Raw genomic sequence first — 21,973 nt, 5'->3', positions numbered from 1 at the left:
TGAAACCACGAACAACCGTCGTAGCCTTGCTGCGGCTCCGGTTGTCAGTTTCATAGTGTTTCGGTGGTCATAGCGTGAGGGAAACGCCCGGTTACTTTCCGAACCCGGAAGCTAAGCCTCACAGCGCCGATGGTACTGCAGGGGGGACCCTGTGGGAGAGTAGGACACCGCCGAACTCCTTTTAGAGCTCTGGCTCTTGGGCAGACAGCCCAAGAGCCAGAGCTTTTTTGCGTTGGGGTAAAGTCGGGAAGCATCGTAGGCACTTTTTCCAGGAGGCCCCCGGGTGGAGGTCCAGGAGACCCGCGTCCAGACGGACCGAGTCCTCACCATCCCGAACATCCTCAGCATGGCACGGCTCGTCGGCGTGCCCCTCTTCCTGTGGCTGATCCTCAGGCCGGAGTTCGGCGGCCCCAAGAGCGACGGCTGGGCTCTGCTGGTCCTCGCGCTGAGCGGAGTCAGCGACTACCTGGACGGCAAGCTCGCGCGACGCTGGAACCAGGTCAGCAGCCTGGGCCGGCTCCTCGACCCGGCGGCCGACCGCCTCTACGTCCTCTCCACGCTGGTCGGGCTCACCTGGCGCGAGATCCTGCCGGTATGGCTGACCGCGGCCCTCCTGGCGCGGGAATTGATGCTGCTGATCGCCGTGGGCGTCCTCAGGCGGCACGGCTACCCGCCGCCGCAGGTGAACTTCCTCGGGAAAGCCGCGACGTTCAACCTCATGTACGCCTTCCCGTTGCTTCTGCTCAGTGACGGAAGCGGATGGATCCCGTCACTTGCTGCCATTTTCGGATGGGCGTTCGCCGGGTGGGGTACAACCCTGTATTGGTGGGCAGGAGTCCTCTACGTGGTGCAGGTCCGCCGACTGGTCCGGGCGGACGCCATGGCCGACTGATCCCGCCCATTCCGGTACCCGAGTGGCTCCGATGGCCCGCTTCGGAAAAGTGCGGGACAATCATGACGGGTGAAGTCGGTTAGATCGTCGTCTCTGGAGGAGGACGCTTCCGACATGAAGGCCGTCGTGATGGCCGGAGGCGAAGGCACACGCCTTCGACCGATGACCTCGAGCATGCCCAAGCCGCTCCTGCCGGTGGCCAACCGGCCCATCATGGAGCACGTTCTGCGGCTGCTCAAAAGGCATGGGCTGAACGAGACAGTCGTCACCGTGCAGTTCCTGGCTTCGCTGGTCAAGAACTACTTCGGTGACGGTGAAGAGCTCGGTATGGAGCTCAGCTATGCCAACGAGGAGAAGCCACTCGGTACTGCCGGAAGCGTCAAGAACGCCGAGGAGGCGTTGAAGGACGACGCCTTCCTGGTGATTTCCGGTGATGCCCTGACCGACTTCGACCTCACCGACCTGATCCGGTTCCACAAGGAAAAGGGCGCGATGGTGACCGTGTGTCTCACGCGCGTGCCCAATCCCCTGGAATTCGGCATCACCATCGTCGACGAGGAGGGCAAGGTCGAGCGCTTCCTCGAGAAGCCGACCTGGGGCCAGGTCTTCTCCGACACCGTGAACACCGGCATCTACGTGATGGAGCCGGAGGTCTTCAACTACGTCGAGGCCGATGTACCGGTCGACTGGTCCGGTGACGTCTTCCCCCAGCTGATGAAGGAAGGCAAGCCGATCTACGGCTACGTCGCCGAGGGCTACTGGGAGGACGTCGGCACCCACGAGAGCTATGTGAAGGCCCAGGCGGACGTCCTCGAGGGCAAGGTGGACGTCGACATCGACGGCTTCGAGATCTCCCCGGGCGTCTGGGTGGCCGAGGGAGCCGAGGTGCACCCGGACGCCGTCCTGCGCGGACCGCTCTACATCGGCGACTACGCCAAGGTCGAGGCCGGCGCCGAGATACGCGAGCACACCGTCGTCGGCTCGAACGTCGTCGTCAAGAGCGGCGCCTTCCTGCACAAGGCCGTCGTGCACGACAACGTGTACATCGGGCAGCACAGCAACCTGCGCGGCTGCGTCGTCGGCAAGAACACCGACATCATGCGCGCGGCGCGGATCGAGGACGGCGCCGTCATCGGCGACGAGTGCCTGATCGGCGAGGAATCGATCGTCCAGGGCAATGTGCGCGTCTACCCGTTCAAGACCATCGAGGCAGGCGCCTTCGTCAACACCTCGGTGATCTGGGAGTCCAGAGGCCAGGCGCACCTCTTCGGCGCCCGCGGGGTCTCCGGAGTCCTGAACGTGGAGATCACTCCGGAACTCGCCGTACGGCTCGCCGGCGCCTATGCGACGACGCTGAAGAAGGGCTCCACCGTCACCACCGCCCGCGACCACTCCCGGGGTGCGCGCGCTCTCAAGCGTGCGGTGATCTCGGCGCTCCAGGCCAGCGCCATCGACGTACGGGATCTGGAGAACGTGCCGCTGCCCGTGGCGAGGCAGCAGACCGCGCGCGGCAGCGCCGGCGGCATCATGATCCGGACCACGCCCGGCGTGCCGGACTCCGTCGACATCATGTTCTTCGACGGCCAGGGCGCCGACCTGTCGCAGGGCAGCCAGCGCAAGCTGGACCGGGTCTTCGCACGCCAGGAGTACCGGCGGGCGTTCCCGGGCGAGATCGGCGACCTGTACTTCCCGTCCAGCGTCTTCGACTCGTACACCGGTTCGCTGCTGCGCGACGTCGACACGTCGGGAATCGCCGAGTCGGGCCTCAAGGTCGTGGTGGACGCCTCCAACGGCAGCTCGGGCCTCGTCCTGCCCAGTCTGCTGGGTAAGCTCGGCGTCGACTCCCTCACCATCAATCCCGGTCTCGACGAGTCCCGGCCCACGGAGACCGAGGAGATGCGCCGGTCGGGGCTGATGCGCCTCGGGGAGATCGTCGCGTCCTCCGGCGCCGCGTTCGGCGTACGGTTCGACCCGGTGGGCGAGCGGCTGTCGCTCGTCGACGAGAAGGGCCGCATCATCGAGGACGACCGGGCCCTGCTGGTGATGCTGGACCTGGTGGCCGCGGAGCGGCGGAGCGGACGGGTGGCGCTCCCGGTGACCACCACCCGCATCGCCGAACAGGTGGCGGCCTACCACGGCACGCAGGTCGAGTGGACGACGACGTCCCCCGACGACCTCACGCGGGTCGGTGGCCAGGAGGGCACCATCTTCGGCGGTGACGGCAAGGGCGGCTTCATCGTCCCGGAGTTCAGCAGCGTCTACGACGGCACGGCGGCCTTCGTGCGGCTCATCGGGCTGGTGGCCCGGACGCAGCTCACGCTCAGCCAGATCGACGCCCGGATCCCGCGGGCGCACGTCCTCAAGCGGGACCTGGCCACTCCGTGGGCCGTCAAGGGGCTGGTGATGCGCCGGGTCGTGGAGGCGGCCGGAGACCGCTTCGTCGACACCACGGACGGCGTGCGGGTCGTGGAGGCCGACGGCCGCTGGGTCATGGTCCTGCCCGACCCGGCCGAGGCGGTCACCCATCTGTGGGCGGAGGGCCCCGACGACGCCTCCGCGCAGGCCTTGCTCGACGAGTGGTCCGCGGTGGTGGACAGCGCCGGGCGGTAAATCGGACAGCACGCGTGCGTGCCGGACAAGTGTCCCCAAGGGGGCCTGTCCGGCACGCCGGTGGGGCCATTGGGAGGTCTCGGCCGCGACGTGCGACGATGTGCGGCATGCCGCAGCAACCCCCCATTCGGAGCACCCCCGCGCGGCCCTTCCGTCCGGACGCCTCCATGTCGTTGATCACCAACGTCATGGACCACAGCCTCGACGACGGCTACGCCGAGGCCGCCGCCCGGAAGAAGGCCGCGGGCGAGGGTGGTCTGCCGAAGACCCTCCGGGCGCGGCTGGGGCTGGCCGCCGGTCTGGTTCTGGCGGCCCTCGTGGTGACCGTGGGCGCTGCCCAGGCGCGTGTGGCCGCCCCGGTCGTCGCCAAGGAGCGGCAGGAGCTGATCGACCGCATCGACCGCGAGACGGCGGCGGCGGACAGACTCGAGAGGAACGTCGACGAACTCCGCGACGACGTAAACGCGCGCCAGCGCCTGGCGCTCAGGCAGAGCGGGGGCAACGCCCAGGCCGAACTGGTGGGCACCCTGGCGGGCGCCACCGAGGTGCACGGCCCCGGTGTACGACTCGTCGTGAACGACGCCAAGGAAGCCGGCACCGGGGGCAACGGCAACCCGCGCGAGACGTCGGGTTTCTCCGACACCGGCCGGGTGCGTGACCGGGACATGCAGCGCGTGGTCAACGGGCTGTGGCAGTCCGGGGCCGAGGCCGTCTCCGTCAACGGACAGCGGCTGACCGCCCTGTCGGCGATCAGGGCCGCAGGTGACGCCATACTGGTCGACAACAAGCCGCTGGTGCCGCCGTACACGGTGCTCGCGGTGGGGGACGGGCAACGGCTGAGCACCCGGTTCCGGAACAGCCCCGACGGGCTGTATCTGCGTGCCCTCCAGGACAACTACGGCATCCGGACCAGCATCTCCGCGGAGAGCGACCTCCGGCTGCCGGCCGCACCGAGCGTGATCGTACGAACCGCACAGCCGAGCACTGAGAAGGGCACATCGTGATCGCCGTACTGGGCCTCGTCGTGGGAGTCGTGGCCGGACTGTTGGTCCGGCCGGAGGTTCCGGCGGTCGTCGAGCCTTATCTGCCGATTGCCGTCGTCGCGGCGCTGGACGCCGTGTTCGGCGGGCTGCGGGCCATGCTCGACGGCATCTTCGACGACAAGGTCTTCGTGGTCTCGTTCCTGTCGAACGTGGTCGTCGCCGCGCTGATCGTGTTCCTGGGCGACAAGTTGGGCGTGGGCGCCCAGCTGTCCACCGGTGTCGTGGTCGTCCTCGGCATCCGCATCTTCTCCAACGCCGCCGCGATCCGACGGCACGTGTTCCGGGCGTGAGACCGATGACCCACCAGGACGAACTGCCGGAGAACAGGCTCCGCAGGGAGCTGCCCGCCGAGGTGCCGGCGCAGGTCCCCGGGGGTGTCAAGCCTGCCGAGGAGGCGTCCGCGCCGCAACTGACCGGCCGTCAGCGGCTGGCCAACGGGCTGTGGCCGCCACGCTTCACCCGGGCCCAACTCGTCGTCGCACTGCTGCTGTTCGGCCTGGGCTTCGGTCTCGCGATCCAGGTCGCGTCCAACAGCGACAGCGACAGCGCGCTGCGCGGCGCGCGCCAGGAAGATCTTGTTCGCATCCTCGATGAACTGGACAACCGTACTCAGCGTCTTGAGGACGAGAAGCAAGGTCTCGACAAGCAGCGTCAGGAGCTGGAGAACAGCTCGGACCAGGCCGAGGAGGCTCGCAAGCAGACGGTCGAGAAGGAAAGGCAACTCGGCATTCTGGCGGGCACGGTGGCGGCTCAGGGACCCGGCATCACGATGACGATCGAGGACACGAAGGGGACGGTTCAGGCGGACATGCTGCTCGACGCGATACAGGAGCTGCGCGCGGCCGGCGCCGAGGCGATCCAGGTCAACGGCGTGCGAGTGGTCGCGGGCACGTATCTGACAGACTCCGGCAAGAGCGTGGACGTCGACGGGAACAAGATCAACGCGCCGTATCGTTTCAAGGTCATCGGCAAGCCGCAGGATCTCGAACCGGCGCTCAACATTCCCGGGGGCGTGGTGCAGACTCTGGAGAAGGAGCAGGCCACCGTCGCCGTGGAGCGGTCCGACAAGATCGTCGTGGACGCCTTGCGGGCGGCGAAGCAGCCTGACTACGCTCGGTCGTCCTCGCGGTGAACCGGGGGCGCATGGCGGCCGTCCGGCAGGGGCATGAGGTTGCGGGGGGTCGGCGCACCGATTGGGTGGTGCGTGGTGGAAACTGTCTGGTGGATACGGACGTTGTGAGGATGTCCGGGTCGACCGGTGTATGCAGTCAGGGTTCGTCCTGCCCCACGGGCGGGTCTGTTTCGGTCAAGGGGAATCGCCCGTGAAGTTGTTTGCGAAGTTGTTCGGCAAGAGCGCGCGAGAGGGCAACGAAAACGCCACTGCCCGTCATCGCGCACAGCCCGACGCGGAAGGCCGGCGTCCGCTGTTCCGGGACCAGGTCGCCGGTCAGGGCGGCGACGTTTCCGGTGGTCACGGCGTGCCGTCCGGTGACCCCGCCCAGTCGGGGGGCATAGGTTTCGGCCAACCGTCGACCTCAGGTACGGGCGGAGGGTTCGCCGGCGGCCCGTACGCGTCCAATGCCCCGGCGGGGCAGCCGCGGCAGGAGGATCCGTCCATGTCGGCCCTGGTGTGTTCGAGGTGCGGGAACCGCAACGGCGAGAACAGCCGCTTCTGCTCCAACTGCGGTGCGCCGCTGCGGCCCGGTGCGGTGCCGGAGCGGGCGTCGGAGACGACGTCCACGATCTCCATCTCCGGTCTGGAGGCGTACGACGCCGAGGCCACCGGCCAGACGCCGATGCTCTCCCCGGAGGCCCAGGCGGCCGTCGACGCGCTGCCGCTCGGTTCCGCCCTGCTGGTGGTGCGCCGCGGTCCCAACTCCGGCAGCCGCTTCCTGCTGGACGGCGAGCTGACCACGGCCGGGCGTCACCCGCAGAGCGACATCTTCCTGGACGACGTGACGGTCTCGCGCCGGCACGTGGAGTTCCGGCGCAGCCCGGACGGCTCGTTCACGGTCGCCGACGTCGGCAGCCTGAACGGCACCTACGTCAACCGGGAGCCGGTCGACCAGGTCGCGCTGTCCAACGGTGACGAGGTGCAGATCGGCAAGTACCGGCTGGTCTTCTACTCGAGCCGGCAGGGCTACTGACCCACCCCCTCCGGACCCCGTCCGGAGGGGACCACCAGGGAAGGTCCATGCTTCAAACACCGAGCGGCGGTACCGGGCACGGCACCGCCGCCGCGGACAGTGGGCTGATGAGCATCGGCACGGTGCTGAACGCGCTGCGTGACGAGTTCCCCGAGGTCACCATCTCCAAGATCCGCTTCCTGGAGTCGGAGGGGCTCGTCGAGCCTCGCCGCACGCCTTCGGGGTACCGGAAGTTCACCGCGGACGACGTCGAGCGCCTGGCCCGGGTGCTGAGGATGCAGCGGGACCACTATCTGCCGCTGAAGGTGATCCGCGAGTACCTGGACGCGGTGGAGCGCGGCGAGGCCGTTCAGCTGCCGGTGCTCGGCCGGCAGCGCGACGGCGAAGGCCTTCCGGTGCCTGTCGAGGCGCCCACGGCGGCCAGGATCGGACGGGCCGAGCTGCTCGCCGCCGCCGGGATCGACGAGGCGGACCTGCGGGAGTGGGAGTCGTACGGGCTGGTCACTCCGCTGGAGGACGGGGCGTACGACGCCGAGGCGGTGACCGTGGCCTCGCTCGTCCGGGAGCTGGGACGGTTCGGGATCGAGCCTCGTCACCTGCGGGTGATGAAGGCGGCCGCCGACCGTGAGGCGGGGCTGGTGGACCAGGTGGTGGCCCCGCTCAGGCGCCACCGCAACCCGCAGACCAGGGTCCACGCACAGGCCCGTACGAAGGAGCTGGCGGCGCTCACGGTGAAACTGCACGCGGCGCTGGTGCAGACCGCCCTCGGGGTGCGGCTGCCCTGAGCGGACGGCCGCCGCCGAGGCCGGATCGCCTCCTGAATCCTGGCCCGATCCCGGCCCGACTACCCAAACGTCCCGGGCACGGCCTAGGGTTGCAATGTGAACGAGCTCGATGTCGTAGGTGTCCGGGTCGAGATGCCCTCCAACCAACCGATCGTGCTCCTGCGTGAAGTGGGAGGCGACCGTTACCTCCCCATCTGGATCGGGCCCGGGGAGGCGACGGCGATCGCCTTCGCCCAGCAGGGCATGGCCCCCGCACGGCCGCTGACCCACGACCTGTTCAAGGACGTGCTGGAGGCCGTCGGCCAGGAGCTCACCGAAGTGCGCATCACGGACCTCCGTGAGGGCGTCTTCTACGCGGAGCTGGTCTTCGCGAGCGGGGTCGAGGTGAGCGCCCGCCCGTCCGATGCCATAGCGCTGGCCCTGCGCACCGGGACGCCGATCTACGGCAGCGACACGGTGCTCGACGACGCCGGCATCGCGATCCCGGACGAGCAGGAGGACGAGGTGGAGAAGTTCCGCGAGTTCCTCGACCAGATCTCGCCGGAGGACTTCGGCAGCAGCAGCCAGTGACCCGCCGGCACGCGCCGCCGGCCGCCGAGGGCGCCCACAGGCTTCCCACGAGGGCATTCGGCTAGCCTTTCCCCGCGGTGGGGCACGGGAAACCACTCTTAGGGTGATTATCACTCGGCGTGGCGAGTGTGGCGATCGTTGACGCACCCCTGGCGACTGCCTACCGTCGAGGAGGCAGTTCAAGGACGGAGGTCGGCGTGAGAAGCAGCGGCGACGGTACGGCTGGGGGTGCCCCCGGACGCGGTGCCGGGGGGAGCGGTCCGTATCCTCCCCAGGGCTCTCGGCCCCGTCCGAGCAGCGGGTACTCCCACCATGTCGGAGCGGCCGACCGCGCCCCGCAGTGGCCGTCGGCCGTGCCGAGCAGCAAAGGGGCGGCGTCCATGGTGTCCGAGGAGATCGGCTATCGCGGTCCGACGGCCTGTGCGGCCGCCGGCATCACCTACCGGCAACTGGACTACTGGGCGCGCACCGGCCTGGTCGAGCCGAGCGTGCGTCCCGCGCACGGCTCCGGCACGCAGCGGTTGTACAGCTTCCGCGACGTCGTCGTCCTGAAGATCGTCAAGCGGTTCCTGGACACGGGTGTGTCGCTGCAGAACATCCGTACCGCCGTGCGGCACCTGCGCGAGCGCGGGTTCCGCGACCTGGAGCGGGTGACGCTGATGAGCGACGGGGCGACGGTCTACGAGTGCACCTCGCCCGACGAGGTCCACGCGCTCCTCCAGGGCGGCCAGGGCATCTTCGGCATCGCCGTCGGCGTGGTGTGGCGCGACGTGGAGAGCGCCCTGTCCCAGCTGCACGGGGAGCGCGTCGACACCGGGGAGACCCTGGTCGGCCACAACCCGGGCGACGAACTGGCCCGACGCCGCAACCGGGCGGTCTGACCGGCCGCGAAGCCGCGACCGCCGCACGGCGGGACACGGCGGCCGCCTCCGGTGGGGCACCGCGCCGACCGGCGCAGTGACCGCCCGCCGGACGCGGCGGCCGGGGAACCGCGCCGGCGGCTCCCACCGGAACCGGCCCGGCTCCGGCGGAGGCGCCGTTCCCGCCATGCCGCCTCCCCGCGGGGCTTTGTCAGTGGTGTGGTGCAGCATCGGAGATGTGAGAACCACGCCCACGATCCTGCATCTCGACATGGACGCCTTCTACGCCTCGGTGGAGCAGGCGTCCAAGCCGAGCCTGCGCGGGAAGGCCGTCGTCGTGGGCGGTCTCGGACCGCGCGGGGTGGTCGCCACCGCGTCGTACGAGGCACGGGTCTTCGGCGTCCACTCGGCGATGCCCATGGCGCAGGCGCGGCGGCTGGCGCCGAACGCCGCCTACCTGGTGCCGCGGTTCGGGCTCTACCGGGCCGTCAGCGAACAGGTGATGGGCCTGCTGCGGGCCCTCTCGCCGCTCGTGGAGCCGCTGAGCCTGGACGAGGCGTTCGTGGACCTCGTGGCCGGGGGAGCGGCCCGCGACGCGGACTCGGCCCGGCTGGTGGCAACGAGGCTGCGCGCCGACATCCGGGCCGTCACCGGTCTGACGGGCTCCGTCGGACTGGCCGCCTCCAAGATGCTGGCGAAGATCGGCTCCGAGCAGGCCAAGCCCGACGGGCTGGTGCTCATAGAGCCCGGCACCGAGCGGAGCCTGCTGGGGCCCATGCCGGTGCGGACCCTGCCCGGTGTGGGGCCGGCCACGGGCGACCACCTCCGGCGGGCCGGGATCCACACCGTCGACGAACTCGCCGAGGCGGGCGAGGACGAACTCGTACGGCTGCTGGGCAAGGCGCACGGGCAGGCGCTGCACGCGATGGCGCTGGCGCACGACGAGCGGCCGGTGGTCGCCGAGCGCGAGGCCAAGTCGGTGTCGGTGGAGGACACCTATGACGTGGACATCCACGACCGGCTGCGGGTGGGCCTGGAGGTGCGCCGGCTCGCCGACCGGTGCGTGCAGCGGCTGCGCGGTTCCGGACTGTCGGGCCGGACCATCGTGCTCAAGGTGCGGCGGTACGACTTCTCCACCCTGACGAGGTCCGAGACGCTGCGCGGGCCCACCGACGACCCGGCGGTCGTGCGGGAGGCGGCGGCCCGTCTGCTGGACTCCGTGGACACCACCGGCGGAGTCCGGCTGCTCGGCGTGGGCGTGACCGGGCTCGCCGACTACACCCAGGAGGACCTGTTCGCACAGGCCGCCGGAGCGGAGCCGGAGGGGCCGGTGGAGCAGCCGGCGGACGAACCGGCCGAGGAGCGGCCGGCGGGCGCCGAGCGGCACTGGCCCGCGGGCCACGACGTGCGGCACGCCGAGTACGGGCACGGCTGGGTGCAGGGCAGCGGCCTGGGCCGGGTCACCGTGCGTTTCGAGACCCCTCTCTCGGAGCCGGGACGGGTGCGGACGTTCCGGGTCGACGACCCGGAGTTGGAGCCGGCGGACCCGCTGCCGCTGGTGTCGCCGAGACCCGACGGGGCCGCGGGCACGTCCACCGCGGCGACGGGCGCGGAGCCCGTGCTGTGAGGGGCGTCGCTCGGCGGCCCTGTCGGGCCGGCCGGGTCACCGCCCCGGCTGTTGTGGGTGAGTCGGTGGTGCCGAGGCGGGTGACCGGTATGTGACGGGGACCGCCGGGCTCGGGGCGCGGCGGGCGGCGGTGGATGAGTCGGCGAGGGTGCCCGGGGCGGGCCGGTGCGATGCGGTGCGGGGCGGTGGTCAGGCGTCCTCCGTTCCCGAGCCCGCCAGTTTGCCGAAGTCGTGGTCCGGGAGTGCGGGGGGAGGGGCCAGGTCGAGACCGTAGTGGTGGTAGAGCTGCAGTTCCTGTTCGGGGGAGAGGTGCCGGCCGACGCCGAAGTCGGGGGCGTCCTTGATCAGGGCCCGGTCGAAGGGGACGCGCAGAACGCCCTCGACCAGTTCGCTGGGCTCCAGGGGCACGAAGGCGTCCCGGGAGAACAGACCGGTGCGTATGGCCGCCCATTCCGCGACACCGGTCGCGTCGTCGAGGTAGACCTCGTCCACCGTGCCGATCTTGGTGCCGTTGCGGTCGAACGCCTTGCGGCCGATCAGGTTGCGTGGATCGATCTCGGTCTGCACAGGCCCTCCACATGGTCGCAACTCATCCGTAAGCACTACGAAAGAGCACATTCGGCGTGGCGGCCACTCGAAGGCCCGGGTCTCCGCCCCGCTGGTAGGCTGAACGCGGCTGCTGACCCCGTGCGGGAGAGTCCTCCAGCAACACCGGAGGCGCCGAAGGAGCAAATCCTCCCCGGAATCTCTCAGGCCCACGTACCGCACGGACGAGGTCACTCTGGAAAGCAGAGCGGGCGTCGACGGCGCCCGCTCTCACCGACGGTGAAAACCGGGCGCCCTCGGGTGGGTCCGGTGAAGCTCTCAGGTTGAGATGACAGAGGGGGAGGCCGTCGGGGCACCCGTGCCGTGGTGTCCCTCGAAGGTCGCGTCAGACCAGGAGGCCTCCGCAATGACCGCCCAGCGCATCCCGCTCTCCGAACTCGAACAGGGCATTCCCTTCGAGCAGCGTCACATCGGCCCCGACCACGAGGCCCGGGCCAAGATGCTCGCGCAGGTCGGCTACGGCTCGCTCGACGAGCTCACCGCCGCCGCGGTGCCGGATGTGATCAAGAACGCCGACGCGCTCGACCTCCCCGGCGCCCGCACCGAGGCCGAGGTGCTGGCCGAGCTGCGCGCCCTCGCCGACCGCAACCAGGTGCTGTCGTCGATGATCGGGCTCGGCTACTACGGGACGTTCACCCCGCCCGTGATCCTGCGCAACGTCATGGAGAACCCGGCCTGGTACACGGCCTACACGCCGTACCAGCCCGAGATCTCGCAGGGCCGGCTCGAAGCGCTGCTGAACTTCCAGACCGTGGTCGCCGACCTCACCGGCCTGCCCACCTCCGGCGCCTCCCTGCTCGACGAGGGCACCGCCGCCGCCGAGGCGATGGCGCTGTCGCGGCGCATGGGCAAGAACAAGAAGGGCCTGTTCCTGGTCGACGCGGACGCGCTGCCGCAGACCATCGCGGTCATCGAGACCCGCGCCGAGCCGACCGGTGTCGAGGTCGTCGTCGCCGACCTCGGCGACGGCATCCCGGCCGACATCGCCGAGCGCGAGATCAACGGTGTGCTCCTGCAGTACCCGGGCGCCTCCGGCGCCGTGCGCGACCTGAGGCCCGTCATCGAGCAGGCGCACGAGCTGGGCGCCCTGGTCACCGTCGCCGCCGACCTGCTCGCGCTCACCCTGCTGAAGTCGCCCGGCGAACTGGGCGCGGACATCGCCGTGGGCACCACCCAGCGCTTCGGTGTGCCGATGGGCTTCGGCGGGCCGCACGCCGGCTACATGGCGGTGCACGAGAAGTTCGCCCGCAGCCTGCCCGGCCGCCTGGTCGGCGTCTCCGTCGACGCGGACGGCAACAAGGCCTACCGCCTGGCCCTGCAGACCCGCGAGCAGCACATCCGCCGCGAGAAGGCCACCAGCAATATCTGCACCGCGCAGGTGCTGCTCGCCGTCATGGCCGGCATGTACGCCGTCTACCACGGCCCGGACGGCCTGAAGGCCATCGCCCGGCGCACCCACCGCTACGCCACGGTCCTCGCCGAGGGGCTGACGGCGGGCGGTGTCGAGGTCGTCCACGGAGCGTACTTCGACACGCTGACCGTCAGGGCCGAGGGGCGGGCCGCCGAGGTCGTCGCCGCGGCCCGGGAGGCCGGCGTCAACCTGCGCCTCGTCGACGCCGACCACGTCTCGATCGCCTGCGACGAGACCACCGCACGGGCACAGCTGCGCGCCGTGTGGTCCGCCTTCGGCGTCACCGGTGACATCGACTCGCTGGACTCCGCCGCCGCGGAGGCGCTGCCCGAGGCCCTGCTGCGCGACGACGCCTACCTCACCCACCCCGTCTTCCACCAGCACCGCTCCGAGACCGCGATGCTGCGCTACCTGCGCAGGCTCGCCGACCGCGACTACGCGCTCGACCGCGGCATGATCCCGCTGGGCTCCTGCACCATGAAGCTCAACGCGACCACGGAGATGGAGCCGGTCACCTGGCCGGAGTTCGGGCAGATGCACCCCTTCGCCCCCGCCGAGCAGGCGCGGGGCTACCTCACGCTCATCCACGAGCTGGAGGACCGGCTCGCCGAGGTCACCGGCTACGACAAGGTCTCGCTCCAGCCGAACGCCGGTTCGCAGGGCGAGCTGGCCGGTCTGCTCGCGGTGCGCGGCTACCACCGCGCCAACGGCGACGAGCAGCGCACCGTGTGCCTCATCCCGTCCTCCGCGCACGGCACCAACGCCGCCAGCGCCGTGATGGCCGGCATGAAGGTCGTCGTCGTCAGGACCGCCGAGGACGGCGAGATCGACGTCGAGGACCTGCGGGCGAAGATCGAGCAGCACCGTGCCGAGCTGGCCGTGCTGATGATCACCTACCCGTCCACGCACGGTGTGTTCGAGGAGCACGTCGCCGACATCTGCGCCCAGGTCCACGAGGCCGGCGGCCAGGTGTACGTCGACGGCGCCAACCTCAACGCCCTGGTCGGCCTCGCCAAGCCGGGTCACTTCGGCGGCGACGTCTCCCACCTGAACCTGCACAAGACGTTCTGCATCCCGCACGGCGGTGGCGGTCCCGGCGTCGGCCCGGTCGCCGTACGGTCGCACCTGGCGCCCTACCTGCCCAACCACCCGCTGCAGCCGGAGGCCGGGCCGGAGACCGGGGTCGGGCCGGTCTCGGCCGCGCCGTGGGGCTCGGCCGGCATCCTGCCGATCTCCTGGGCGTACGTCCGGCTGATGGGCGGCGAGGGCCTCAAGCGCGCCACTCAGGTGGCCGTGCTGTCCGCCAACTACGTGGCCAAGCGCCTGGAGCCGCACTACCCGGTGCTCTACACCGGCCCCGGCGGCCTGGTGGCGCACGAGTGCATCATCGACCTGCGCCCGCTCACCAAGGCGACCGGCGTCACCGTGGACGACGTCGCCAAGCGCCTGATCGACTACGGCTTCCACGCGCCGACGATGTCCTTCCCGGTGGCCGGCACGCTGATGATCGAGCCGACCGAGTCGGAGGACCTGGCCGAGCTCGACCGGTTCTGCGACACGATGATCGCGATCCGCGCCGAGATCGAGAAGGTCGGCTCGGGCGAGTGGCCCGCGGAGGACAACCCGCTGCGCAACGCCCCGCACACCGCGGGCGCGCTCGGCGGGGAGTGGAAGCACGCGTACAGCCGGGCGGAGGCCGTCTTCCCGGCCGGTGTCGCGGCCGCCGACAAGTACTGGCCGCCGGTGCGCCGTATCGACCAGGCGTTCGGCGACCGGAACCTGGTCTGCTCCTGCCCGCCGCTGGACGCCTACGAGGACTGAGCGACGCGGACGGCGGAAGACGGCGTGGCGGCACGGCTCTGCCGCCTGTGGGCCCCGGCCCGGCTCCGGTAGGGAGCCGGGCCGGGGCCCTGCCGTGGCACAGCGGCGGCCCCGGCCCGGAGGCGTACGACAGCCCGGCCGGGCCCGGCCGGGCTGTCGTACGCGGTGCGGGGCGGCGCGGCCGGGTCACGCCCGGTCGATGTGCACGTTCGTCGACTTCACGCGGGCGGTGGCCTCCATGCCGACCTCCAGGCCCAGCTCCTCCACGGCCTCACGGGTCAGCAGCGAGACGAGGCGGTGCGGGCCGGCCTGGATCTCGACCTGGGCCGCCACGTCGCCGAGCTTGACGGCGGTCACGATTCCGGAGAAGGCGTTGCGGACCGAGGTGTAGGAGGGGTCCTCCTCGCCGCCGGAGCCGGCCAGCTCCACCGAGAACGCGGCGAGGTCCCGTCCGTCGATGAGCCGCCGGCCGCTCTCGTCGCGGTGGGTGCTCACCCGGCCCGCGTCCGCCCAACGTCGCGCGGTGTCCGGGCTGACGCCGAGCAGGCGGGCGGCCTGGCCGATGGTGTAGGACTGCATGCCGGTCACGATAGGCCCCCGGTCCCCGTCCTCAAACTCCCGCCCGCCCCGCGACGGGGATCGGGCCGCATGCCCCGGTCCGGTGAACCGGACGGCGGGGCGGCGGCGCGTGCCCGCGGCTCAGCCCGTGTGCACGCGGGGGCGCTTGGCGCGGTCCGGTTCCGCCTCGCGCAGTACCTCGCGGGTGACCGGGGCCACCTCGCCCTGACCGAAGAGGAAGAAGCGCAGGAAGTTGCGGAACGGGTTGCCCTCGGTCCACTCGAAGTAGATGTGCGGGGTGCGGCCCGTCACGTCGCGGACGTGCAGCAGGAGGGCGGCCAGCGCGTTCGGGATCGCGGCGGACTCCAGGGTCAGGACGCGGTAGCGGTCGTGCAGGACCTCGCCGCGCACCGTCAGGCCGGCCTCGAACTCCGAGGGGTCGGTGACCGTCACCTCGACGAAGACGAAGTCCTCCGTCTCCGGGACCTCGTTGTCGGCGCGGATCTGCTCGATCTTGTCGTGGTACTCGGCCTTGTCCCGGCGGCCAGGCTTGTTGGCGATGAACCGGATCCTGCGACTGGCGATGTCCCGGGTGAAACGTTCCGCCATCGAGTCCATCGTCACGCTGGTGACGCGCAGTTCGAAGGCGCGGGCCAGCCGGGACAGCAGCGACACCAGGATGATGCCGACGATGAAGCAGGCGCCGATCTTCACACCGTCGGGCCGCTCGATGACGTTGACGACCGTCGTGTAGAGGAACACCGTCGCGATCACCGCGAACGCGACGCACCAGTTGCGCTGCCCGGCCTTGTGGGCGGCGATCGTCACCGCGATCGCGGCGGAGCTGATCAGCACCAGCACGCCCGTGGCGTACGCGCCACCCTGTTTGTCGACGTTGGCGTCGAAGATCCAGGTGACCAGGAAGCCGATCAGGGTGAAGACGAGGACCATCGGCCGGACCGCGCGGGCCCAGTGCGGGGCCATGCCGTAGCGGGGCAGGTAGCGCGGCATCAGGTTGAGCAGCCCGGCCATCGCGGAGGCTCCCGCGAACCAGAGGATGGCGATGGTCGAGATGTCGTACACCGTGCCGAACGTGTTGCCGAGGTAGTGGTGCGCCAGATAGGCCAGCGCCCGCCCGTTGGCCTTGCCGCCGGGCCGGAACTCCGGCGCCGGGATCAGCAGGGTCGTGATGAAGCTGGTGGCGATCAGGAAGCAGCTCATGATCAGCGCGGCCGTGGTGAGCAGCTTCTTGGTGTCCCGGATGCGTCCGGCCGGCCGCTCCTCGGTGTCGCCCGGACTGCCCTGCACGTGCGGCATGACGGCGACACCGGTCTCGAAGCCGGACAGGCCCAGCGCGAGCTTGGGGAAGACCAGCAGCGCCACGCCGACCATGGCGAAGACGCTGCCGTGCTGGGTCGTCAGGGCGCCGGTCCAGTCGGTCACCAGGTGACCCGCGGTGAGGACGTGCCACAGGCCGGCGATCACGACCACGACGTTGAGGGCGAGATAGGCGGCGACCAGCACCACCGCCACGCCGATCGCCTCCAGGAAGCCCTTGAGGAACACCGCGCCGAGCAACGCCAGCAGGATGAGGGTGATCAGCATCTGGTGGCCGTGCAGCGTGCTCGTCAGGTGCGGGTTCTCCACCAGGTGGGTCGAGGCGTCGGCGGCCGAGAGGGTGATGGTGATGAGGAAGTCGGTGGCGGCGAAGCCGAGCAGGGTCAGGACGAACAGTTTGCCCTGCCAGAACGACAGCAGCCGCTCCAGCATGGCGATGGAGCCCTGGCCGTGCGGGCTCTCCTCCGCCACCCTGCGGTACACCGGCAGCGCGCCCACCAGGGTGACCAGGACCAGGACGAGCGTGGCGACCGGCGACAGCAGACCGGCGGCCAGGGCGGCGATGCCCGGCTGGTAGCCGAGCGTCGAGAAGTAGTCGACACCGGTCAGGCACATCACCCGCCACCACCGCTGTCCCTTGTGCGGGGGCTCCGGCGCGGCGTGCGGCGCCTGCTGCACGCCCTTGCCCATGTCGGACAGGCCCTCCAGCATCCAGGCGCGCAGACGGCTGGGAGGGTGCTCGGTGGTGGCCATCGGCCCTGCTCCTGGTGTGCGGCTCGTGCGTGTGGATCGGCCCATCTCGCGGACGGGGGCGCCAGCGTATGCGGAGAGTGACGCCCGGGCCCCGGGTACCGCGCCCGGTGGGCGTCAATCTTCCGTCAATACCGGCCGTGGCGACGCCGGGTCACCGGGGGCCGGGGGAGGAGGGCCGGTTCGCACCGGTCGGGCCGGTCGGGGCGTGGGTGTCCCGCCGGCCGCTCGAACCGCCGGGCCGGCGGCGGACACGTCATGGCTCCAGTCCCGAGACCCGGAACACGGCCAGCGCCGTCTCGCGGTCCATCCGCCGCGCGAGCCGCCGCTCGCCCGTCCCGTCGTCCCGCAGACTGCCGCCGGCCGCCGAACGGCCGATGTCCTCCCGCAGGCGGTGCCAGAGCTCCGGGTTGTCCGTCAGGACCCGCAGGTCGATCTCCACCCGGGCGCCGAGGACGTCCCGCAGGACCACCCGCCGTGAGACGCCGTCCGCCGCCCGCGCCGACCTCAGCAGATCGGTGCGGACCCGACGGGCGACGAGCGGCGAGCGGGACTCCAGCCAGCCCTCGCCGGCGCTCACCCGGGGCGGGCAGAGCACCAGGAGGAGCAGCACCGCGAGGGCGCCCCAGAGCAGTCCGCGCCACCAGGTCAGGCAGCCCGTGCCCGCGTCGATCAGGAGCAGCAGGACGAGCAGGGACACCGAGGAGCGGACCGAGGTGCGCGCCTCCAGCGCCCAGTGGCGGTCGTACGCCACCCGGCCGGACCGCAGCGCGGGTGCGCCCGAGCCCGGCCGTACGTCGTCGCGGTGCCCCATGAACCCGACAGTAGATCCCCACCACGCGGGTGCGGCGCCCGCTGACGGACCTCTGACGCGTCGCCGCCCCTTCTTGACGCCCCGGCAGCGCCGCCCGGCCGCACCGTCCCCGCTGATCGACTCCCTTGCCCGGGGTCGTGACCGCCCCTACAGTGCGGACTCCGTAAGGGTCGCCACAAGAGGCGAAACTTTCGGATCTGTGGAGGGTATGACGGTCATGCGGACGTACGACAACCCGGTGATCCCCGGCTTCCATCCCGACCCCAGCGTGTGCCGGGTGGGCGATGACTACTACCTGGTGTGCTCCAGCTTCGAGTACTTCCCCGGCGTTCCGTTGTTCCACAGCCGGGACCTGGTCCACTGGCGTCAGATCGGCAACGTGCTGGACCGGCCGGGGCAGCTGGAACTGCCGGACGACCTGCCCGCCTCCGCCGGGATCTACGCCCCGACGATCCGGTACCACGACGGCCGCTTCCACGTGATCACGACGAACGTGGCGAGCGGGGGCAACTTCCTCGTCACCGCCGAACGCCCGGAGGGGCCCTGGTCGGACCCGGTCTGGATCGACCTGCCCGGCATCGACCCCGACCTGGCCTGGGACGACGACGGAACCTGCTGGTGCGCCGTGGCGGGCGTGGGGCTGGCCCGGATCGACCCCGTGACCGGGAAGGTGCTGGAAGGGCCGCTGAAGGTGTGGTCCGGGACCGGCATGCGGGACCCCGAGGCGCCCCACCTGTACCGCGTCGGCGACTGGTGGTACCTCCTGCTGGCCGAGGGCGGCACCGCCTCCGGCCACAGCGTCTCGATCGCCCGCGCCCGTTCCCCGCGCGGCCCCTACGAACCGGCGCCGGACAATCCGGTCCTCTCGCACCGCGGCACCGCCTCGCCCATCCAGTGCACCGGTCACGCCGACCTGGTCCAGGCCGCGGACGGCACCTGGTGGATGCTGCTGCTCGGCACCCGGCCCCGGGGCTGGTTCCCGGAGTTCCACGTGCTCGGCCGGGAGACCTTCCTGGCCCCGGTGGAATGGGTGGACGGGTGGCCGGTGGTCGGCCCGGTGCGGGAGCGGCACCCGGCCCCGGCGGCCCGGCACCCCTTCCCGCCGTCGCCCGGACGCGACGACTTCGACGCGCCGGTCCTGGCCCCGCAGTGGATCTCGCCGCGCGGCCGCCCGGACGGCTCGTGGTCGCTGACCAGGCGTCCGGGGTGGCTGACACTGACCGCGACCGGCGACAGTCTCGACCGGCCCGGCCACACCTTCGTCGGACGCCGCCAGCAGCATCCGCAGTGCCGGGTGGCGGCTCGCCTGGACCCGGGCGAGGGCCGGGCCGGTCTGTCCGTCCGCCTGGACGAGGCCCACCACTACGACCTGGAGATCGGCGGGGGAGTGGCGAGCGTGGTCGCCCGGATCGGGCCGGTGCGGCAGCGGATCGCGGAGCAGCCCGTTCCTCCGGGGCCCGTCACCCTCGTGGTCGGAACGCGGACCCGCGACGTGCCCCCGCCCACCGTGACCGCCCCGGGCGGCCGGGCCCCCGGGATCAGGGCGCAGGCGGGCCCCGACGCGATCACCTTCTCGGTCGAGGGCACCGAGGGCCTCGTGCCGCTGGCCGAGCTGGACGGGCGCTATCTGTCCACCCAGGTCGCCGGCGGGTTCACCGGGCGGGTGATCGGCATGTACGTCACCGAGGGCGGCGCGGCGTTCGACTGGTTCGACTACGCGGAGGCGCCCGCGGACCCCGGGGCGGCGGGCGGGGCGGCCTGACGGAGCCGCGTACCGGTGCGCGGTCGTCCGCGAACCCGCACCGCACGGGGGGCTGCCGTCCGGGGGGAGGGGCCCTCAGGGTGCACCGCAGCTTTCCGAATGGTGAGCGAAAATTTCGGAACAGGGTGTCCCCTCAACAGGTGTCCCCGCCCACAGTGAGCAGCCGTCCCATGCCCCGAACCACCGTCCGCCTCATCCGCCGCCGGCTCGCCGGAGCGCTCGCGGCCACGCTCGTGGCCGCGGGCGTCGCCACCGGTCCCGCGGCGCGGCCCCAGGCGCACGAGCGGCCCCCTCCCTCGCCGACCTGGCCCACCGCCACGGCCGCTACTCGGCAGCGCCACCGACAACCCGGGACTGACCGACGGCGCCTACACCCGGCTCCACGGCAGCGAGTTCGACAGCCGGCCGAGCAGGCCACGTGGTACGGACACCTGACCCGGGCGTGCCTCGCCGTCCGGCAGTGTGTGGGCGTCACGGTGTGGGACCACACCGACAAGTACTCGTGGATCCCGGGGGTCTTCCCCGAGGAGGGCGCCGCGCTGCCGCGGGACGAGCGGCCGCGGCCGAAGCCGGCGTACCAGGCGCTGCGCGAGGCGCTCGGGGGATGACCGCGGGGTCGCGCGGCGACCGCGTGGCGTGGTCGTCGCCGGACATGCTTCGGGGCCGGTTCGCACGGGTGCGTGCGGGCCGGCCCCTGGTGATCCGCGGGCGGTTCGCCGGATCCGGCCGCCCGTCGCGCTCAGGCTGCGGTCATCACCCGGTCGGCGCCCAGTGGGCGGTGCGGGGCGATGATCTTGCCGTCCGGCAGGAGCTCACCGGTGTCCTCGAAGAGGAGGACGCCGTTGCACAGCAGACTCCAGCCCTGCTCCGGGTGGTGCGCCACGAGACGGGCGCTTTCCCGGTCGGCGGAGTCGGCTGTCGGGCACGGTGGCTGATGCTGGCACATGGGCGGGATCTTTCGCTCTGATGTGTGGTCCGGGATGGCTGTCGTGTCCGTCCCGCGGCTGATGGCGTTCTCCATGGCCGCCCCCCGTTTGATAAGTCGGACTGGAACCAGTGTTGCCCCACGGGCGTGATTCCGCAGGGATTTCACGGCACCGCTTCTCACAGGTTGGAGACGCGTCACCCGGGCGAGCGGTTCAGCCCAACCGCACCCTTCCTTCGGGTGGTTCGCGGTGGCCGGATGTGACTAGTCCGACCGGGCCGGTCACCCCCGGGGGCTCATGGGAGCCGTTCGCGGCCCGTACGAGCGGAGTCCGGAGCGAGGCCGGCGGGTGGCGACGGCAGTACCCCGCTTCCGGGGCTTCCGGCAGCGGGGTACTGGGGCGATCCGAGCGGCGGGGTCAGGCGGGCGAGCCCAGGAGGCGCACGGGAGTCGCCCGGTGGGTGAGGACCGGCAGCAGGTCGGCGACCCGGTGCGGCACGTGCGCCGGTATGCCGGGCGGGGCAGGCGCCAGGGGGACGAGCAGGTCGGTGGCGGCGGGATGGCCGCCGGCGCCGTCGTCGGAGAGGTCGCCGTGCAGCCACAGCGTGAGCATGTACAGGCTCGGCATCGACAGCAGACGCGGCTGGTACGAGTGGGTCATCGTCTCCGCCTGGCGCAGCGCGCGCTCGGTGGAGGTGACGTAGGGGCCCTCGAAGAAGTGCGAGAAGGCCCAGCCGTCGGGGGTCAGCATCGTCTCGGCCGCGGCCACCGCGTGGTCGCCGCAGCGGATCAGGAAGCGCCAGCCGGCCAGCCGGGTCGCGGAGACGCCCTCGGGGGTGATCCGCTCCAGGACGTGCACGGGCAGCGGAAGCTCGGGGGTCGCGGGCTCCTGGGCCGCGCGCAGGGCGGGGGTCGGAGCTTCACGCACGGCGGTGGGGGAACCGAGCGCCGTGAGGACGGAACGCAGTGCGGGGGCGGGTGCCGGGGGGACGTGCAGCGGCATGGTGGGTCGCCTCTCAATCGACAGGCACGGTGGCACGGGGGCGGACGACGCTGTCAGCTCTCGGACAGGAGGGGGCGGAGCCGGGTCCTGGTGAACAGGTGAGGGATGTGCTCAGTGCGGCATGCCGCATACGGCCCTGACTGCGGATCCAGAACCGCGCGAGCCTGCTTCTGCCGTGGTGCAGAGTTTATACGACAAATGTTCAGATGGTGTTTCGCCTAGTCGTTTCCGGCGTGAACAACAAGGGTTCATTCGGCCGGAGATTCGCGGTAATCGTCCTGCTTTTGAGCAGGGTGCACCGCGATGACCTCGGGTTGCGTCCGCGCGGTGGACGGCTCGATGTCGTCGGCGTTTCTCACGAGTTCACTGGGGTACCCGAAACTGCTGGGTGCTCCATGCCCCGTGAATGTGCCTCTGGTGACACCAGGCCAGAGTAGTCGGTGCGGGGCGG

19 protein-coding genes, 1 rRNA gene and 1 riboswitch are annotated in these 21,973 nt (G+C 71.2%); of the genes, 14 read left to right on the top strand and 6 right to left on the bottom strand.

Annotated features, from left to right (window positions below; genetic code table 11):
• Nucleotides 1–59: 59 nt before the first annotated feature.
• The 11 genes from rrf (at nt 60) to ACF061_RS32135 (ending at nt 10,534) form a co-directional block, all read left to right on the top strand.
• A 5S ribosomal RNA gene (gene rrf / locus ACF061_RS32185) occupies nt 60–176 on the top strand.
• Nucleotides 177–283: 107 nt separating this feature from the next.
• Complete coding sequence (locus ACF061_RS32180) at nt 284–892, top strand: CDP-alcohol phosphatidyltransferase family protein (protein WP_392270524.1); 609 nt, start codon at nt 284–286, stop codon at nt 890–892.
• 114 nt (nt 893–1,006) lie between these two features.
• A complete protein-coding gene (locus ACF061_RS32175) occupies nt 1,007–3,502 on the top strand; it encodes a sugar phosphate nucleotidyltransferase (protein ID WP_392270523.1) in 2,496 nt (831 codons plus the stop codon).
• 98 nt (nt 3,503–3,600) lie between these two features.
• Nucleotides 3,601–4,506, top strand: a complete 906-nt coding sequence (locus ACF061_RS32170; RefSeq protein ID WP_392270522.1) for a DUF881 domain-containing protein — start codon at nt 3,601–3,603, stop codon at nt 4,504–4,506.
• The gene (locus ACF061_RS32165; RefSeq protein WP_003988855.1) at nt 4,503–4,835 is read left to right on the top strand and encodes a small basic family protein; all 333 of its coding nucleotides are present in this window, start codon (nt 4,503–4,505) and stop codon (nt 4,833–4,835) included. The genes ACF061_RS32170 and ACF061_RS32165 overlap by 4 nt, the downstream gene beginning before the upstream one ends.
• A 5-nt stretch (nt 4,836–4,840) precedes the next feature.
• Nucleotides 4,841–5,677 (top strand): DUF881 domain-containing protein, encoded by an 837-nt coding sequence (locus tag ACF061_RS32160; RefSeq protein WP_392270521.1) that lies wholly within the window; start codon nt 4,841–4,843, stop codon nt 5,675–5,677.
• A 130-nt stretch (nt 5,678–5,807) separates the two neighbouring features.
• Entirely contained in the window at nt 5,808–6,692 is an 885-nt protein-coding gene (locus ACF061_RS32155; RefSeq protein ID WP_392270520.1) for an FHA domain-containing protein, read from the top strand.
• A 47-nt stretch (nt 6,693–6,739) separates the two neighbouring features.
• Nucleotides 6,740–7,477: a MerR family transcriptional regulator gene (locus ACF061_RS32150; protein ID WP_392270519.1), complete on the top strand. Its 738-nt coding sequence runs from the start codon at nt 6,740–6,742 to the stop codon at nt 7,475–7,477.
• A gap of 96 nt (nt 7,478–7,573) precedes the next feature.
• The gene (locus ACF061_RS32145) at nt 7,574–8,047 is read left to right on the top strand and encodes a bifunctional nuclease family protein (RefSeq protein WP_003988851.1); all 474 of its coding nucleotides are present in this window, start codon (nt 7,574–7,576) and stop codon (nt 8,045–8,047) included.
• Nucleotides 8,048–8,244: 197 nt separating this feature from the next.
• The gene (locus ACF061_RS32140) at nt 8,245–8,928 is read left to right on the top strand and encodes a MerR family transcriptional regulator (RefSeq protein WP_392270518.1); all 684 of its coding nucleotides are present in this window, start codon (nt 8,245–8,247) and stop codon (nt 8,926–8,928) included.
• Between the two features lie 217 nt (nt 8,929–9,145).
• A complete protein-coding gene (locus ACF061_RS32135) occupies nt 9,146–10,534 on the top strand; it encodes a DNA polymerase IV (protein WP_392270517.1) in 1,389 nt (462 codons plus the stop codon).
• 189 nt (nt 10,535–10,723) lie between these two features.
• On the opposite strand, the gene ACF061_RS32130 is transcribed toward ACF061_RS32135, so the two are convergent.
• Nucleotides 10,724–11,101, bottom strand: coding sequence for a PRC-barrel domain-containing protein (locus ACF061_RS32130; RefSeq protein ID WP_392270516.1), 378 nt, complete (start codon nt 11,099–11,101; stop codon nt 10,724–10,726).
• 113 nt (nt 11,102–11,214) lie between these two features.
• Nucleotides 11,215–11,309: riboswitch (glycine riboswitch) on the top strand.
• A gap of 177 nt (nt 11,310–11,486) precedes the next feature.
• Between ACF061_RS32130 and gcvP the strand changes: the two genes are divergently transcribed.
• Nucleotides 11,487–14,372 (top strand): aminomethyl-transferring glycine dehydrogenase, encoded by a 2,886-nt coding sequence (gene gcvP / locus ACF061_RS32125; protein ID WP_392270515.1) that lies wholly within the window; start codon nt 11,487–11,489, stop codon nt 14,370–14,372.
• A gap of 186 nt (nt 14,373–14,558) precedes the next feature.
• Here gcvP and ACF061_RS32120 read toward each other — a convergent pair whose 3' ends face one another.
• From ACF061_RS32120 to ACF061_RS32110, 3 genes are all read right to left on the bottom strand, one after another.
• Nucleotides 14,559–14,951: a molybdopterin-binding protein gene (locus ACF061_RS32120; RefSeq protein WP_392270514.1), complete on the bottom strand. Its 393-nt coding sequence runs from the start codon at nt 14,949–14,951 to the stop codon at nt 14,559–14,561.
• A 120-nt stretch (nt 14,952–15,071) separates the two neighbouring features.
• Nucleotides 15,072–17,021 (bottom strand): amino acid transporter, encoded by a 1,950-nt coding sequence (locus tag ACF061_RS32115; RefSeq protein ID WP_392270513.1) that lies wholly within the window; start codon nt 17,019–17,021, stop codon nt 15,072–15,074.
• 253 nt (nt 17,022–17,274) lie between these two features.
• On the bottom strand, nt 17,275–17,832 hold the full coding sequence (locus tag ACF061_RS32110) for a hypothetical protein (RefSeq protein WP_392270512.1): 558 nt from the start codon (nt 17,830–17,832) through the stop codon (nt 17,275–17,277).
• 217 nt (nt 17,833–18,049) lie between these two features.
• On the opposite strand from ACF061_RS32110, the gene ACF061_RS32105 reads away from it, so the two are divergent.
• Nucleotides 18,050–19,594 (top strand): glycoside hydrolase family 43 protein, encoded by a 1,545-nt coding sequence (locus ACF061_RS32105; protein ID WP_392270532.1) that lies wholly within the window; start codon nt 18,050–18,052, stop codon nt 19,592–19,594.
• Between the two features lie 170 nt (nt 19,595–19,764).
• Nucleotides 19,765–20,202 carry an endo-1,4-beta-xylanase gene (locus ACF061_RS32100; protein WP_392270511.1) on the top strand — a complete coding sequence of 146 codons (438 nt, stop codon included), beginning with the start codon at nt 19,765–19,767 and terminating at the stop codon, nt 20,200–20,202.
• Between the two features lie 131 nt (nt 20,203–20,333).
• Here the strand turns inward: ACF061_RS32100 and ACF061_RS32095 are convergent, their stop codons facing one another.
• Nucleotides 20,334–20,540: a DUF5999 family protein gene (locus ACF061_RS32095; protein WP_392270510.1), complete on the bottom strand. Its 207-nt coding sequence runs from the start codon at nt 20,538–20,540 to the stop codon at nt 20,334–20,336.
• Between the two features lie 397 nt (nt 20,541–20,937).
• Complete coding sequence (locus tag ACF061_RS32090) at nt 20,938–21,522, bottom strand: hypothetical protein (RefSeq protein ID WP_392270509.1); 585 nt, start codon at nt 21,520–21,522, stop codon at nt 20,938–20,940.
• Nucleotides 21,523–21,973 lie beyond the last annotated feature (451 nt).

This window comes from Streptomyces sp. NPDC015220 (assembly GCF_043079345.1).
Lineage (GTDB): Bacteria > Actinomycetota > Actinomycetes > Streptomycetales > Streptomycetaceae > Streptomyces.
The sequence above is the reverse complement of the archived record's forward strand: the minus strand, read 5'-3'. Positions and strand labels throughout refer to the sequence as shown.

Coding starts and splice junctions, on each gene's coding strand:
- ACF061_RS32175 (WP_392270523.1), top strand. CDS start 1,007: ATGAAGGCCGTCGTGATGGCCGGAGGCGAAGGCACACGCCTTCGACCG.
- ACF061_RS32170 (WP_392270522.1), top strand. CDS start 3,601: ATGTGCGGCATGCCGCAGCAACCCCCCATTCGGAGCACCCCCGCGCGG.
- ACF061_RS32160 (WP_392270521.1), top strand. CDS start 4,841: ATGACCCACCAGGACGAACTGCCGGAGAACAGGCTCCGCAGGGAGCTG.
- ACF061_RS32155 (WP_392270520.1), top strand. CDS start 5,808: ATGCAGTCAGGGTTCGTCCTGCCCCACGGGCGGGTCTGTTTCGGTCAA.
- ACF061_RS32150 (WP_392270519.1), top strand. CDS start 6,740: ATGCTTCAAACACCGAGCGGCGGTACCGGGCACGGCACCGCCGCCGCG.
- gcvP (WP_392270515.1), top strand. CDS start 11,487: ATGACCGCCCAGCGCATCCCGCTCTCCGAACTCGAACAGGGCATTCCC.
- ACF061_RS32120 (WP_392270514.1), bottom strand. CDS start 14,951: ATGCAGTCCTACACCATCGGCCAGGCCGCCCGCCTGCTCGGCGTCAGC.
- ACF061_RS32115 (WP_392270513.1), bottom strand. CDS start 17,021: ATGGCCACCACCGAGCACCCTCCCAGCCGTCTGCGCGCCTGGATGCTG.
- ACF061_RS32110 (WP_392270512.1), bottom strand. CDS start 17,832: ATGGGGCACCGCGACGACGTACGGCCGGGCTCGGGCGCACCCGCGCTG.
- ACF061_RS32105 (WP_392270532.1), top strand. CDS start 18,050: ATGCGGACGTACGACAACCCGGTGATCCCCGGCTTCCATCCCGACCCC.
- ACF061_RS32100 (WP_392270511.1), top strand. CDS start 19,765: ATGCCCCGAACCACCGTCCGCCTCATCCGCCGCCGGCTCGCCGGAGCG.
- ACF061_RS32095 (WP_392270510.1), bottom strand. CDS start 20,540: ATGTGCCAGCATCAGCCACCGTGCCCGACAGCCGACTCCGCCGACCGG.
- ACF061_RS32090 (WP_392270509.1), bottom strand. CDS start 21,522: ATGCCGCTGCACGTCCCCCCGGCACCCGCCCCCGCACTGCGTTCCGTC.